At 59.0% G+C, this 13,335-nt stretch carries 14 protein-coding genes; 1 reads left to right on the top strand and 13 read right to left on the bottom strand.

Annotation, left to right across the window (positions count from 1 at the left end; genetic code table 11):
- Positions 1–32: 32 nt before the first annotated feature.
- The 11 genes from LBW89_RS23955 to LBW89_RS23905 all read right to left on the bottom strand — a co-directional run bounded on the left by LBW89_RS23955 (position 33) and on the right by LBW89_RS23905 (position 8,857).
- Positions 33–443: a hypothetical protein gene (locus LBW89_RS23955; RefSeq protein ID WP_225040623.1), complete on the bottom strand. Its 411-nt coding sequence runs from the start codon at positions 441–443 to the stop codon at positions 33–35.
- A gap of 1 nt (position 444) precedes the next feature.
- Positions 445–753, bottom strand: coding sequence for a hypothetical protein (locus LBW89_RS23950; RefSeq protein WP_213508252.1), 309 nt, complete (start codon positions 751–753; stop codon positions 445–447).
- Complete coding sequence (locus LBW89_RS23945; protein WP_213508253.1) at positions 750–1,100, bottom strand: restriction endonuclease subunit S; 351 nt, start codon at positions 1,098–1,100, stop codon at positions 750–752. The genes LBW89_RS23950 and LBW89_RS23945 overlap by 4 nt, the downstream gene beginning before the upstream one ends.
- Positions 1,101–1,124: 24 nt before the next feature.
- Positions 1,125–1,412: a nucleoside-diphosphate sugar epimerase gene (locus tag LBW89_RS23940; protein WP_213508254.1), complete on the bottom strand. Its 288-nt coding sequence runs from the start codon at positions 1,410–1,412 to the stop codon at positions 1,125–1,127.
- Positions 1,413–1,529: 117 nt separating this feature from the next.
- Positions 1,530–2,825 carry a glycosyltransferase family 2 protein gene (locus LBW89_RS23935; protein ID WP_225040621.1) on the bottom strand — a complete coding sequence of 432 codons (1,296 nt, stop codon included), beginning with the start codon at positions 2,823–2,825 and terminating at the stop codon, positions 1,530–1,532.
- A gap of 21 nt (positions 2,826–2,846) precedes the next feature.
- On the bottom strand, positions 2,847–4,043 hold the full coding sequence (locus LBW89_RS23930; protein WP_225040619.1) for a GT-D fold domain-containing glycosyltransferase: 1,197 nt from the start codon (positions 4,041–4,043) through the stop codon (positions 2,847–2,849).
- A gap of 23 nt (positions 4,044–4,066) precedes the next feature.
- On the bottom strand, positions 4,067–4,798 hold the full coding sequence (locus LBW89_RS23925) for a sugar phosphate nucleotidyltransferase (RefSeq protein WP_148456969.1): 732 nt from the start codon (positions 4,796–4,798) through the stop codon (positions 4,067–4,069).
- Positions 4,799–4,858: 60 nt separating this feature from the next.
- Positions 4,859–5,605 (bottom strand): glycosyltransferase family 2 protein, encoded by a 747-nt coding sequence (locus LBW89_RS23920; protein ID WP_148456967.1) that lies wholly within the window; start codon positions 5,603–5,605, stop codon positions 4,859–4,861.
- Positions 5,602–6,711 (bottom strand): glycosyltransferase family 2 protein, encoded by a 1,110-nt coding sequence (locus LBW89_RS23915; RefSeq protein WP_225040617.1) that lies wholly within the window; start codon positions 6,709–6,711, stop codon positions 5,602–5,604. Before LBW89_RS23915 ends, LBW89_RS23920 begins: the two co-directional genes overlap by 4 nt.
- Positions 6,712–6,715: 4 nt before the next feature.
- Complete coding sequence (locus tag LBW89_RS23910) at positions 6,716–7,543, bottom strand: glycosyltransferase family 2 protein (protein WP_318249449.1); 828 nt, start codon at positions 7,541–7,543, stop codon at positions 6,716–6,718.
- A gap of 162 nt (positions 7,544–7,705) precedes the next feature.
- Entirely contained in the window at positions 7,706–8,857 is a 1,152-nt protein-coding gene (locus tag LBW89_RS23905; protein ID WP_148456963.1) for a glycosyltransferase family 4 protein, read from the bottom strand.
- A gap of 151 nt (positions 8,858–9,008) precedes the next feature.
- On the opposite strand from LBW89_RS23905, the gene LBW89_RS23900 reads away from it, so the two are divergent.
- On the top strand, positions 9,009–10,142 hold the full coding sequence (locus LBW89_RS23900; RefSeq protein WP_148456961.1) for a YheC/YheD family protein: 1,134 nt from the start codon (positions 9,009–9,011) through the stop codon (positions 10,140–10,142).
- 656 nt (positions 10,143–10,798) lie between these two features.
- Here LBW89_RS23900 and LBW89_RS23895 read toward each other — a convergent pair.
- On the bottom strand, positions 10,799–11,602 hold the full coding sequence (locus tag LBW89_RS23895) for an energy-coupling factor transporter transmembrane component T family protein (protein ID WP_148456959.1): 804 nt from the start codon (positions 11,600–11,602) through the stop codon (positions 10,799–10,801).
- Entirely contained in the window at positions 11,599–13,230 is a 1,632-nt protein-coding gene (locus LBW89_RS23890; RefSeq protein ID WP_412067027.1) for an ABC transporter ATP-binding protein, read from the bottom strand. Before LBW89_RS23890 ends, LBW89_RS23895 begins: the two co-directional genes overlap by 4 nt.
- Between the last annotated feature and the right edge of the window lie 105 nt (positions 13,231–13,335).

The following is a 13,335-nucleotide window of genomic DNA, read 5'->3' as shown; positions in this document are numbered from 1 at the left end:
CTCCCCCATGAAGCCGGGCAGCCGTGACCTGATTAGACCCGCTCGGTATAAGCCATCGTATGCCCGTCCTCGTAACCTTTGGCAAAACCGGAATTAAATCCTTCCTGGTACGCTTCGTTATAGGACTGTTCATAGGCGGCCGGATCTTCCGGAGCGGCGGCTGGCGGAGCCGATTCCGGAGCGGCCGTTGGCGGGGCCGCCTCCGGAACCGCGGGTACATTTTGAGGCAAAGGCTGTTCCGGAACAGGCGGAAGCAGGGCGGGGCCGGAAGCTGGGACCAAATGCAGGCGCCGCTTAGGGCGAAGCTGTCTTTTACGCCCCCGCTTCAGGCCAAGCAGCCTCCGGCTGCGCCGCACGATTCGCTTGCGCTTGGGTATCCGCGCCTTTACCGGCTTTCTCGTTTTAACCCGGCGTCTCCGCCGCAATTTCGTCATCGTTGTCATCTTATCCCTGATCCTCCTGTTCTCCTCGGGTGGCGGATGCTGCTGGGTAGCACAAGTTCGTAATCCATGGCGACGAAGGAGTTCCATAGTGTACGCGATGTACGCGGATGCCGCATACCGTCCGCGCCATCGCGTCTTGGTATTTCGCCAGAATGGTGATATTGGCGGCCAAATGGCGGGCCGTCTCCCCGGAATGGACGGAGACGTCCGCCAAGCTGTCCAGAATGCGGGCCATCGCCATCTGGCTTCTCGCAATCGACTCGATGAGTTTGAGCTTTACCGCTTCTTCTTCCTGAAGGTTCCAGGTCATTTGTCCGAATCCTCCAGGTCGAGACTGCCGCTGAATAAGCCGCCGAAATCGCCGTCGTCCCCCCCGGATTCCTCTTCTTCAGGAGGAAGCACCGTCTTTAAGTTGCTGCACAATCCGTTCTGCAGCTTGGTGAGCCCCTCGATCACCTCCACGAGCTGCTCATGGACATCAAGCGGATCGGACAGCTGCTTCTCATGCGTTTCGAAGCTGTGGGCGTGCACATGATTCACGATCCAGTTGCGAACTTTCTCGGCCTCCACCGCCTTCGCTTCCAAAATCATCGCGACGTTCCACTGGATTTTGGAGGCGGCGTCCAGTATTTGCAAATAAGCCTGTTCTCTGCTCATCCCATCATCCCCGCAATCCTCATCCTACTCTTCCTCCTGCCCCCGGGTCTCCTTCAGAACCAGGCCGAGATTCTCGGCCATAGCCTCTTGAAGATCCGCTATGGCATTTAAATAGGAGATCACGCTCTTGTTTACGCGACCTGTATTCTCCAGCAACCCCGGCGTCCCTTCGAAAACCGGTTCCCCATCAGGAATGGCATGCACAATCTGAGCCATGCGGACGGCGACTTCCCGTTCGGCATCGATGATTCGCGCCATTTGCTGGTGGGAATTTGACATATGAACGATGATCTCCGATATTTTTTGCTCCATCCTGATTCCTCCAACTAAGAGCTTGGATTGCCCCGCAGGAGCCACGGCGCTTCCGCCGGTACGATCCTGTTCTAGCATATGCCGGAGTGACCGGAGCCGTTCCTTGGCGCCCCCGGTTTATAGCACATCCGAAGCCAGAATGACGGGCGGCAAAATAGGATTTCCTTCGGGCATTTCGGACAATCCGGCGACCGATGAAGACGGAGACGGCGTCGACAGCCCCCAGATTTGGCAGGTGTAGGGCGACAAAATTTCCCTTCGCGCGCCCCGGTCGATTAAATAGAGGCGTCCCCCCGCATCCTGAAGAACCGTCAACTGTTCTCTCTGTCTCCGCTGCAAAGCAAACAGTTCCTCCGGGGCTGAAACTTCGGGTCCGGCGGGGATCTGCATCAGGTCGACGACGGACAACCTTACCGCCCGATTTCGGATCTCCCCGGTCGTCAAGTGCGGGGCCAGAAGTCTGCGGGTGCCGCCTTCCAGCCAGTAAATTCGTCCCGAAGCGCTTCGGACCCAGCACAACGGCGGATAAAAGTCGGACATGTCCATAACGCTGCCGGCGGTCCGCAACCGCTCTTCCCGGGTTTGCAAATAGGCATAGACGGATCCCCACTTCTCATTAAAATAACCGCCGTTTTTCCCGTTCACCTCGGAAACCTTCCGTTCGCCCAGTTCCTTCATCGTCACGCTTCCATAGTGATGGACGAAGGTATCCCCGGCGATCTTCAGCTTTTTCCCTTGAAGCCGCAGCCGGAGAATCCAGTCATCATCCTCGTAATTACCGACTTCATAACCTTCGTCAAAATAACCGATTTGTTCAAAAGTACTCCGCGGAAAGAGCAGACAAAATCCGACCAGCCGATCCGCGTCCCGCCATTTTCCCCGATCGCTCCGGTTATGGGAGGCCGCGAAAGCGCGCATCCCCGGGATATCGCCATAAGCCGTCTCGATCTGCTGCTCGCCGCTGATATAATTGGTAACCGGCCCGACGGCGGCGGCATCCGGACTTTCGCTCAAGCATTTTAACAATTGGACGATCCATCGCTCCGTAACCAGCACGTCGTTATTCAGCAGGACCAGATAGCGCCCCTTGGCCATCATCAGGCCGGTATTGACCGCCCGGGCAAACCCCAGGTTGGTCTCGTTGACGGCCAGACGAAGCGGACCTCGCCGCCTCCGCAGTTCCTCCACCGTACCGTCCTGCGACCCGTTATCAACGACGATCAGCTCGTAGGGATAATCGGTAAAGGCCTCGATACTGTCCAGGCACTCCATCAGCATTTCCTTCTTGTTAAACGTAGGAATAATGATGCTGACGCCGTCAAAATACCTGCCGAAGCTTTGCCTTCCCGCCGAAACTCCTTGGGCATACCCCGCTTCATACCCTCTATGAAAATCGGCCTGTCGATTCGGCATCCGGCACTCCACCTCCCATTATCATATCAACGGGACCTCCCCGCTCACGAGTTTGTCGGCCATGTGGCCGAAATCCAGCGCGGCCTTTCCCGATACGGCGGCGATGCCGGCGCAAATTGTCACGGCCGCGATGCCGGCGGCCACGAGGGCGAGATCAAATTCGATTCCCGCCGCCTGTTTGACGATCCGGTCCGCGTCATGGATCCCGTTGACGGGAGCGATCACGCCGCAAATCCGACAGCCTTCGGCCGCCAGCCGTTCGGCCAGGGCCGGCGCGGCATTGCCGACAAGGAGCAGGCGGCGCCCGGCAATCAGCTTGCGGAGCCAGCCTTCCTCATTGAGCGCATAATTGATCGTTGAGGATGTCATCTTCAGCGCCCGATAGTCCAGGCCGTAGTACCGGAGAACCGGAAACAGCAGACCTTGGAAGAAAGGGTGCCTCGATTCCGGCACGCCGACCAGATCCGCTTGCCGCAGCGCCCCGGCCAGCGCCTCCCGGGCCGCCCGGTCCGGCAAATCAACGCCGGCATAAGGAAGAAACGTGCCGTACCGCTTGACCTGTTCGGTCGGAAGGACGGTATCATGCGCCAAAGTGAGCAGTTCCCCGTCGCCCAGGCGAATGAGGGAGAGCGGTTCTCGTTCGTGCAAAGTCCGCTCAAAGGCCTTATACACCTCGGAGGGCGTTTTGAGCCGCATCAAAAACGAAGACAGCGCCTCAAGACCCGCACGGATCACGTCATCCAATCCCAGCTCGGGAAGGATCATATAGCGGGGAAGCTGAAGGCCCACCCGGGCTTCGCCGCCGTCAAACAGACCCGAACGGTATCCCTCGTCATAGGCTTCCGCCCGGGCCGCCTCCAGGCTCTGCTTCTTGGCCGGCAGCGGAGCCATGCCCGGCGGGAGCCCGGCGGAAATACCGCCATGCGAAGCAGGCGGCGAATCCGCTGACGGTGGCGGCGCTGCAACACCCGCTTCTCTCTCGCGGTTTACGGCTATCGTCCCGCCATGGCTCCCCGGGATCCCCTGCTCCCCCCTCCGGGTCAAGACCCCGCTATCTTGCGGTGAGCCGACCCGGAGCGTTCCGTTTCGGGTCGGTCCGGGTCTGCGACTGGCGGCGAAGCGTTTTTTGCGTCGTGCTGGGGTCAACCGCAATTTTCTTCGTTTCGGGAACCTAAGGCCGAACCTGGACAACGGTCTCTTCCGGCGTCTGGCTCGCATTCGCATTTTCTCCCTTCCTTGGTCTATGGCAGTACCCCTTTCATATGCTCGGCGGCTTCCTTCAGCGATTCGAAGGTTCCGGCATCCCCCCACCACAGCTGCAGTACGTCGTATTCCAGCTTTCCGTTACGAGCGTACAGATTGTTCACATCCGTAATTTCCAGTTCCCCGCGCGCGGAGCGGTTGATGCCCTGAATCCACCCGAACACCGCGCCGTCATACATGTAAATGCCGGTGACCGAATAGTTTGATTTTGGGTTCTGGGGCTTTTCCTCAATATAAGAGATCAGATCCGGGCGATCCGGGTCGAAAACGGGAACTCCGTACCGCCGGGGGTCCTTCACGGGTTTAAGCAGCACTCTGGCGCTGCCCGGCGGCTGCTGCTTAAATTTATCCACGTAGGGCGTCAAGTCGTCCAGAAACAGGTTATCCCCCAGGAGCACCACGAATTTTTCGTCCGGGGCAATGAATCCTTTGGCCAGTTCCAGCGCTTCCGCGATGCCCCCCGCCGACTCTTGAACCCGGTAAGTCAAATTCACTCCAAAATGTTCCCCGCTCCCGAAATATTGGGTGTACAATCCACCCGACTGCTTTCCGATCACCATGAGAATATCGGTGATTCCGGCTTGGCGCAGCCGTTCTATCCCGTAACTAACCATGGGATGATTCCCGACCGGAAGCAGATGCTTATTGATCAGCCGGGTTAGCGGGTATAGACGTGTACCGGTGCCTCCCGCCAAAATCACACCTTTCATGAGCTCCCCTCCTAGTAAGATTCCTTGATATTGGAGCGGGCGGTTTCCGCGGAATTTCAGCTAAACGAATTCCCATGGATCCACCCCCCATTTATCGATAAACAGCCTTCGGTTTTTTCGGATCAGGTCGTTCCAGCCCTCCGGATTCTCGGCTTTAAAGCTGGCGCTTCCCGCGTGGTAGACCAGGGTGTCCCCGCACACGAGCAGTTTGTACCCCCGCTGTCTTGCCCTGTAGCTGTAGTCGTCATCTTCATAGTGTCCCGGTGAAAATCGTTCGTCCAGGTAGCCGACGTTCTCCAGCACCTCTCGCTTCATCAATAGACACATCCCGATGAGGCGGCGAACTTCCTGCCACTTCGCCGGGTCCGGTCGGTTCATCCGCTCGGCGAGCGAGGTAAAATCCGCTTCTCCGGCCCACGGAAGATCGATTTGCTGGCGGCCGCTGGCGAAGTTGGTAACCGGTCCGACTAGACCGACCTCACTTGCGCTCCATAGCGCCGCCAGCATGTTGGAGAGCCAGCGCGGCTGCACCTCTACATCGTTATTGAGCAGGAGCAGTTGATCGCCGGACGCGATCGACATTCCCCGGTTGCAGGCCTCGGGGAACCCCCTGTTTCCCGGCAACGCAAACAGCACCAATTGCTCCCGCACCGCGTAAGCGACCGTCTCATCGGAGGAGCCGTTGTCCACGATGATAATTTCATAAGGAACCTCCGTATGGCGCCGGATCGACTCCACGCAGGAACGCAGCAGACCGAGTCCGTTGTAGGAAGGAATGATGATGCTGGTCAGGCCGAATTCGCTCACCTTGCGTTCCTCGCTTTCGCCAGCTCGCTTCGCGATAACCGCGTTGTATCGAGCCGGATTCCCTTCATCTGCATTACCGTTTCCAACGCCTCGATATGGTCGCCCACGATCAATTTCGCCACGGCGTTCCCGGCACCGGTATTTCCGGCGCGTATCCGGTTTTTGCGCAGGACGTTAACCGCGGAAGGAGCCGTCACTTCGAAGCCCCGGGCTATCGCGAGAGCTTGGGCCTTCGGGGGAACGGCCAATGCCGGCGTCCCGATGGCGTCGATCAGCTTCCGGGACAGGGCGTGAGGCACCGCCGTCAGCGAATTGGCCTGCAAATCCGGCCGGCCCAGAAGCAGATTGAGAAGCGTTTTGCTTCGGGTCACCTCATCCTGTTGGGGAAAAGGCGGGAGAAAGGGCGTTATATCGTTCAACGCCATATCCGTCCCGCGGTCGACGGCCAGCAGAAACGGGGCCAACTCCTCGGCGACAACCGGAAGGTCTCCGTCGACGAACAGGATCGTTTCCCCCCGGACCGCCTTGGCTCCCACCGCCCGGCCCACGTCGTGGCCTAGGCGTTCCGGAAAATGGAGCTTCAGCACCCGAGGATGGCGGAAAACGGCCTCTAAACTTCCGTCGGTGCAGCCATTGAGCACTACCATGATCTCCTGAAGCGGCAGCTTCTCCAGTTCGGAGAGCACGAGAGGCAGCGTCTTTTCCTCATTGCTTGCGGTGACGACCGCCGATGCGGAGCGTTGCAGCGGAAGCGGAATCTCCTTCGGGGGGATGCCCGAGCCTGCCGAATACCCTTCGCGGAAAGCCAGCGCGCAGTCCGTGATTTCCCGGACCGTCCCGCCCCCCTTCCGCGATTCCGCCGCTGCGGAAAACCAATCGTTAAAGGCTTCCCTGAATGTAGTTCCGCATCCTCTCGAAGCGGCATGGCCGGAGCCTGCCGTAAAACCCGCCTTTCTCGCGGCCGTTTCCATCCACCCCGGTCGTCCGGTTTCATCGGAAGCCGCGCGCTGACTCAGCGGCGGAATTCGGCCGTGTCCGGTACGCTTTCGTCTTATGCCTCCGGCACGGCTCTCCGGGCGGCCTCGGCGTAATCCCTTGCGGTTCATGTTATCACCTAACCTTATCGCGCAATCGTCCAAGATCGTCATAGCCGCCTCTTGCGCCTTTCTCCCGGATCAGCCCGTGGATCGCTTGCAGGTGATCCCCCAGCACCAGCGAGGTCAGTAAATCGCGGCAGCCCTTCCGGCGGCGGCGGGGATTTAATCGTCCCACCTGAACCGTATGAACCGCGCGGACCTCCAAGCCCCGGAGTACCGCCGCCGCCAGCGCCAGAGGCGGGACGTCCAGAACGGACGAACCGATCGTCTGCAGCGCTTTCCGGCTCAAAGCGTGGGGAATTGCCGTCAACGAAGCTCCCCGCAGGTCCGGACGGGCCAGCCAGGCGTTCAACACATGCTTCGCGACGACAACCGGATGGGGTTCCCGCCGGTTCGGCGGCCCCGAGTAGCCGTTAAGCGCCACGTCCACGCCGCCTTCAAGCACGGCTTCCGCGAATGGGCGCAACTGCCAGGCGGGAATGACCATATCGGCGTCGATGAACAGGAGCGCCCGGCCCTTCGCCGCCTCCGCCCCTACCCGGCGTCCCACGTCATGGCCCAGCGGGTCCGGGCTCCAAATGACCCTGGCGCCGAGTCTTCGCGCCACATCAGGCGTCCCGTCGGTCGACCCGTTCGCCACCACAATCGTTTCGCTTCGCGGATGAACCCGTCCCGCTTCGCGCAGGACAGCCGGAAGCGTGGCCTTCTCGTTCAAGGCCGGAATAATGATAGAAACCAGGGGCTCGGGATGATTGATGAGCGGCTTCCGCTTCTTGGGACGAATCGTTTTTTTTCGGTTCGTTCGAATGCGGGGGGTTCGCTTGCGAATCAAACCTGTCACCTCCCAGTCCTGTATATACTGAGCATATACCTCAGTGTATGTCGGTTGCGAAGGGTTGCAACGGCAAACGTACAGCCTTTCGGGTGCCTTCCTGAACAAAGAAAGGCACGGGGGTATCCCCCGTGCCTAAAACTTCGGAATCCTCAACAAGCCGGAATCCCGTTAATATCGGCCCTCCCGAATCAGTCGGACCCAGCGGCTTGCGGTATGATCCCAGCGAAAATGCTGCCTGGCCAGCTCTCTGCCGCAGCAGCCCATTCTTCTTCGCAAATCCCGGTCTCCGAGCAATTGCAGAACGCGTTCGCTGAGCTGCTCCCTCCAGGCTTCCGGCGAATAAAGAAATCCGGCTTTGCCGTCAGCCACGACTTCGGGGATGCCCCCGACCCGGGCGGCCACCACCGGTACGGCCGAAGCCATGGCTTCGACGTTGACCAGCCCGAACGCCTCCTCCTCTCCCGAGGGAACGACGAGAACGTCGGCCAAATTGTACCAGTCCGCCACTTGGGGATAAGGAACAAACGGCAAAAACCGGACCGAACCGCCGTACGTCGCGGCCTCCGCTTTCAATCTCCTCGTATATCCCGTCTCCCGGTCGTTCCCGTAAAAGGCGCTGCCGACCATCAGCAGCATAGCTTGGGGCTCCGCCTTCACGATCTTCTCCCACGCCGTCAGCAGGTGATGCCCCCCCTTGGATGGAATGAGCCTGCCGACGAACAAGACGATTTTGGCGCCTTCCCAGCCCAAATCTTTCAACCTGGCCTCACGCAGCGCTTCTCCCGCCGGGGTCCAGCGGGGAGCGAAATCATCAAGGCTGACTCCCAGCCGGTTGACGTAAATTTCCTTGACAAGGGAGGGGAATCTCCGGCGGATCTCCAGCTTCAGATACTCGCTGTTCACGATCAGGCCGTCCAGGGCTTCCAAGTAACGAAGGGCCCGGTCGGGCCGAAGGCGGGGCGCGGATATGAAATTCGTCGAATGGAGGGTGAGGAGGACACGGGAACTCGGAAGTTTTGCCTTTAACCGATAAGCCAGGGCGGGCCGGTTGTGGACTTCCACGGCATCCGGCCGCCATAATCTCAAGTGACGTAATATGGAAGGAATGTACCGGGAGCCTCCCGGCAGCCGCCAGCACGGAACCCCGGCTACCTCCCCCTTCGCCGGAAGCCCCGAACCGGCCACCCCGTAGATCCGAACATCGAGCAGCCCCGAGGCCAAAGGAGACACTTTTTCCACCACGCGCTCCACCGAACTGCTGCGCCCGGAAGGAATGACGAAGGACCCCGGGGTAACGATCGCCACCTTACGATTTGCCATTTCCCATCCCCCTCTTTGAGATCCTATACGTAAACCTTCAAGCTCCGCCGAGGGTTTTATAAAACAGGCTGTCGCCGGAGTACAGTCGTCCACGCCATTTCGCCCGCATCCCATATATTGAACAAGAAGCCGTATCGAGGAGGAGACACCTATGGGACAGAACCATGTCGGTATTCTGCTTAATTCCAGCATGTACAGGGGGATCCCCCGGCGAAAGACCGGTCAGGAGTCGCTTGGCAACTATGAAGAAGCCGCACGGAGATACGGATTAATTCCCTGTTTTCTTCGTCTCGGGGATATGGATTTAAAGCAAAACAAATGCGTCGCCTATATCTGGAACGGACGGGATTATGCCAAAACCGTCATGCCCATTCCGACCGTCATTCATAACCGGGCGCTCTATAGCGATCAGGCCGCTCTCCGCAAATTGGCGGCGTTAGGCGCTCGCGGTAAAATTATATTCAACATGAACAACCGATACGGCAAAGACGTCATTCACCGGATTTTATGGAGCGATCCCGATCTGCGTCCTTACCTGCCCGAAACAGTGTCGGCATCGGCGGGTTCGCTGCAAACGATGATGAAACGGTATTCCGATCTAATTTTGAAACCGGTGCGCGGGTCGGTCGGCCGGGGAATTATGAGGTTAAGAGACACCGGCAGCGAGTGGGAGGTTCTGTATCCTCCCTCCAAAAAGTCGTTCCCGCCTCGTTCGCCTGCCCGCCTCAAGCGGGAGAATGCCGCAGCTTGGCTCAGACGTCAAAGACTCCCGGTCCCCTACCTGATCCAGGAACGGATTCCGCTGGCGGAGGCGGAGAGTCGCCCCGTCGACCTTCGCGTGACCGTACAGCGCGGGCTCCGGGGCACCTGGGCGGTTACCGGTCTGTTCGCCAAAGCCGCGCCGCCGGGCAGTTTCATCTCCAACATCGCCAAAGGCGGCGGCGCATATCCCGCGGCGGAACTGCTATCCACCGTACTCCCGGGGCACCTCGTCCCCGCCATCATCAGCCATGTGGAGGCGCTCTCCCTGGCGGTGGCGCGACGCCTATCCTCCGGTTTGCCGCTGCTCGGCGATCTGGGGATGGATATCGGGATCACCTCCAAGGGGTACCCTTACTTTATAGAATGCAACGGCCGTGACCAGCGTTACGGTTTCCGGAAAGCCGGGATGGAGAGCGTCTGGAAGGAAACCTACATCCAGCCTATGGCCTACGCCAGCTACTTGCTGGAGCAGCGGGAGTTTATGGCCCGGTTTCCCCTCGGAAGCCGGGCGGAACAATTATAACCACCCGTCAAACGGGTGGTTTGCTCTTAGGCTATAAGCCTTTATTACCGGCTCAAGTCTAAAGACGCTAGCTTTCACTTCATTCAAACTACTATGCCGTTGCTGCTTTTGACGACCCCTGAAGGGCTGCGTTTAATACTAGTCCCGCTTCAGACAACCTTGATCATATAGAATTCCTGCAAATCTGCATGTTTTTTTCTCGTTCGGGGCCCAAAATTTCAAAGTTCCTGCAAATCTGCAGGAATTTTCGACGAAACCGGCTCGTTTCTCTAAAATCGCTGGAAATGCCTGCAGATTTGCATCTTTTTCGTTTTCCCCCGCGGGGATCGGCCTAAATACCTGCAGATTCGCATCTTTTTGGAGTTTGGAGTTGGAAGCTTGGAAGCAAGCACACTAGGCGCCTCTTTATATGTGACATATCACTTCGATTAGCCATCAAGCCACCTTTCCTTTCGTTATACATAGCGGCTTGAACGCTCCTATTATAACGACCCCATCGGGTGTTTTGTTGTTTCGCACACTTCGCGTGCTCAAATGGCTAAAGCCGCTAACAAAACGGCTGTCTCCTGTAAAGGATGCAGCCGTCGTTGTTAATTTTGGGGTGTCTGAACACCGCCGAGCCCGAGCTCTCTTTTTCTTGAATTCTTCCTGCAAATTTAGTAATTTCTAATATCCGCTATACTGAAAACCGGCAGCGTGCCGCCAAGCAGCAGCGCCAGACTTACGGCTCCGAGCAAGAGCGCGGCGATCAGCAGATCGAACTTCGTGAAAACCGAGGGATAGTAATACGTTCTTCCCCCTTTTCCGTCGAACGCTTTGGACTCCATCGCGACGGCCACCCGGTGAGCCCGGCGGATGCTTTGGGAGAGCAGCGGCACCGCATACAGCCGGATTGCCGCCACCCATCCGCGGGGACCGCGAAGCCGCTGTCCCCCCCTGATTCGCAGCGCATTTCTGCGGATGAGAAGCTCCTCCCAAACCATGGGGAGAAGGCGAATGGAGGCCATAAAGCTGTATGCGAATTTGGGCGGAAGCTTGGCGTTTTGCATCAGGGCATAGAACAAGCCCACCGACGGCGTGGTCAGCACAAAGAGCAGCCCTTCCGCCGCCAGCGTAACCGACTTGAGTCCGATATGAATCCCCCGGTAAAAACTTTCCTCCGTGATCCGAATAAGCCCCCATTCCCACCATAACGCCTCTCCTTTACCGAACAGCATCATGGTAGAGGAGGACGAGATAAACACCAGAATGAAGGACAAAACTACCAACAGGATTTTCCAGAAGGCATATCCGCTTTGCCAAAACAGCAGCAAGATAAACACAACGGCCTGATACAGCATAAAATCGGGCCGATGCGTAAACAGAGCGAGAAAAAACAGCAAGATCGACCCGCCCAGCTTCAGAACCGGGTTGGCCCGGTGCATCCAGGTCCGGTACGAAGGGGCAAACACGCCTTTCATACGCTCACCCTTTCGCCATTCGCGGCGGCCGTTCCCTCAACCCCAACGGTAGCGGGATTCGCGATGCCCGCCCGCGGCCGCCCCCGCTCCGTCAAGCCGCAGTCGGTCAGCACCCCGTCCCTGACTTCCCACTTCCGGGTAGCGATCGTTTCCGCGATTTTTTCCTCGTGCGTGACCATGAGAATGGCGGCCCCTTCACGCCGGAGCTCTTCGCACAGATCCAAGATCGCAAACGTATTCACCGCATCCTGACCAAAAGTGGGCTCATCGAGCAGGAGCACCGGTCTTTTCAGCACCGCGGCTCCCGCCACGCTCAACCTCCGTTTCTGGCCGAGCGACAACTGATACGGATGACGGGCCTCCAAACCGGCGAGACCGAAGCGGATCAAAGCCTCATCGACCAAGCGCGATACTTCCTCCGAGCCGGCCGTCTCTTCCAGTAAGGAAAAAGCGATTTCTTGGTCTACCCGGTTCCCGACAAACTGGAACTCGGGATTTTGAAACACAAAGCCGACCTCCCGGGCGACGGCTCGAACCATCTTGTTGCGGAGCTTGCTCCAGCTCATGTCTTGGCCTGACAGACGGTAGCCCCCTTCGGAGGGGAGAAGTCCCATCAGGCTGAGCAGCAAAGAGCTTTTCCCCGCTCCATTCGGCCCCGTCACCGCGATAAAATCGCCGGGGTATACGCTGGCCTGCGCGGCGTGGATAACCGGCCGTCCCTGACGGAATCCGCGAAAGTCCGTCAGGACCATGACGGGTTGCCCGACAGGTTGCCCGGCGGGTTCTCCGACGGATTTCCTTTCCGTCAACGGAGCGGTTTGCCCGTGCTTTTTCCCGGCCGGCTTGCACACCTGCGCCCCCTGCTCCCGGCCTTCCGGCGCTTGCCTATACGAGTCCGCCTTCTGCCCGCCGACTGTCGGACCGGTCTCTTGGTATGCCTCCAGGAAGTCGGCAACATAGCCGTCCCAAACTCCCGGATGCCAGATTCCGTACGCCAGCAGCTCTTTGCGGTAACTGCGGAACAACTCTTCCGGCGGCCCCTGTCCCAGCAAACGGCCCTCCGGCCCGAACAGAGCGACCCGGTCGACGAGCTCCAGCTCCAGCAATTCTTCGATCCGGTGCTCGACGATGATCAGCGTCCGCGCTTCGGCCACCTCCCGCACCGCCTGCCAGATTTGTTTCCTTCCCGGCGGATCGAGCAGGGCGGACGGCTCGTCGAGAAACAGCACCTCCGGCTCCATCAACAGAATGGACGCCAGGGCCAGCCGCTGCTTCATCCCTTGCGACAGCGTCCCGATCGGCACGTGGAGCTCTTTTAGCTCGAGCCCCACCTTCTTCAGGACATCCCGCATCCGCGGTGCCATTTCCTCACGCGGCACACGCCGGTTTTCCAGCACAAATGCCAGTTCCTCATCGACATACGGCATGCAAAACTGCGTGTCGGGGTCCTGGAACAACATCCCCCAGGCAGAGGGAAGCACCCGCTCCGAATAGCGCATGGGGACATCGACGAGCTCCGGGATCATCCCGGAAAGCACCTGCAGCAGGGTCGATTTCCCGCTGCCGCTCGGTCCGAGCAGCAGCAGCTTTTCCCCGCGCTCCACCCGGAACGTCAGATCTTTGAACACGAACGTGTCCTCACCGGGAAACTTTAACCTGAGATCCCTTACCTCTCCTGCCGGTTCCCCGGACATCGGCGTTTTCGCTGCGCCAGCCGGCGGGAGATCCGCATG

The organism is Paenibacillus sp. alder61 (genome assembly GCF_020179875.1).
Lineage (GTDB): Bacteria > Bacillota > Bacilli > Paenibacillales > Paenibacillaceae > Fontibacillus > Fontibacillus faecis.
The sequence above is the reverse complement of the archived record's forward strand: the minus strand, read 5'-3'. Positions and strand labels throughout refer to the sequence as shown.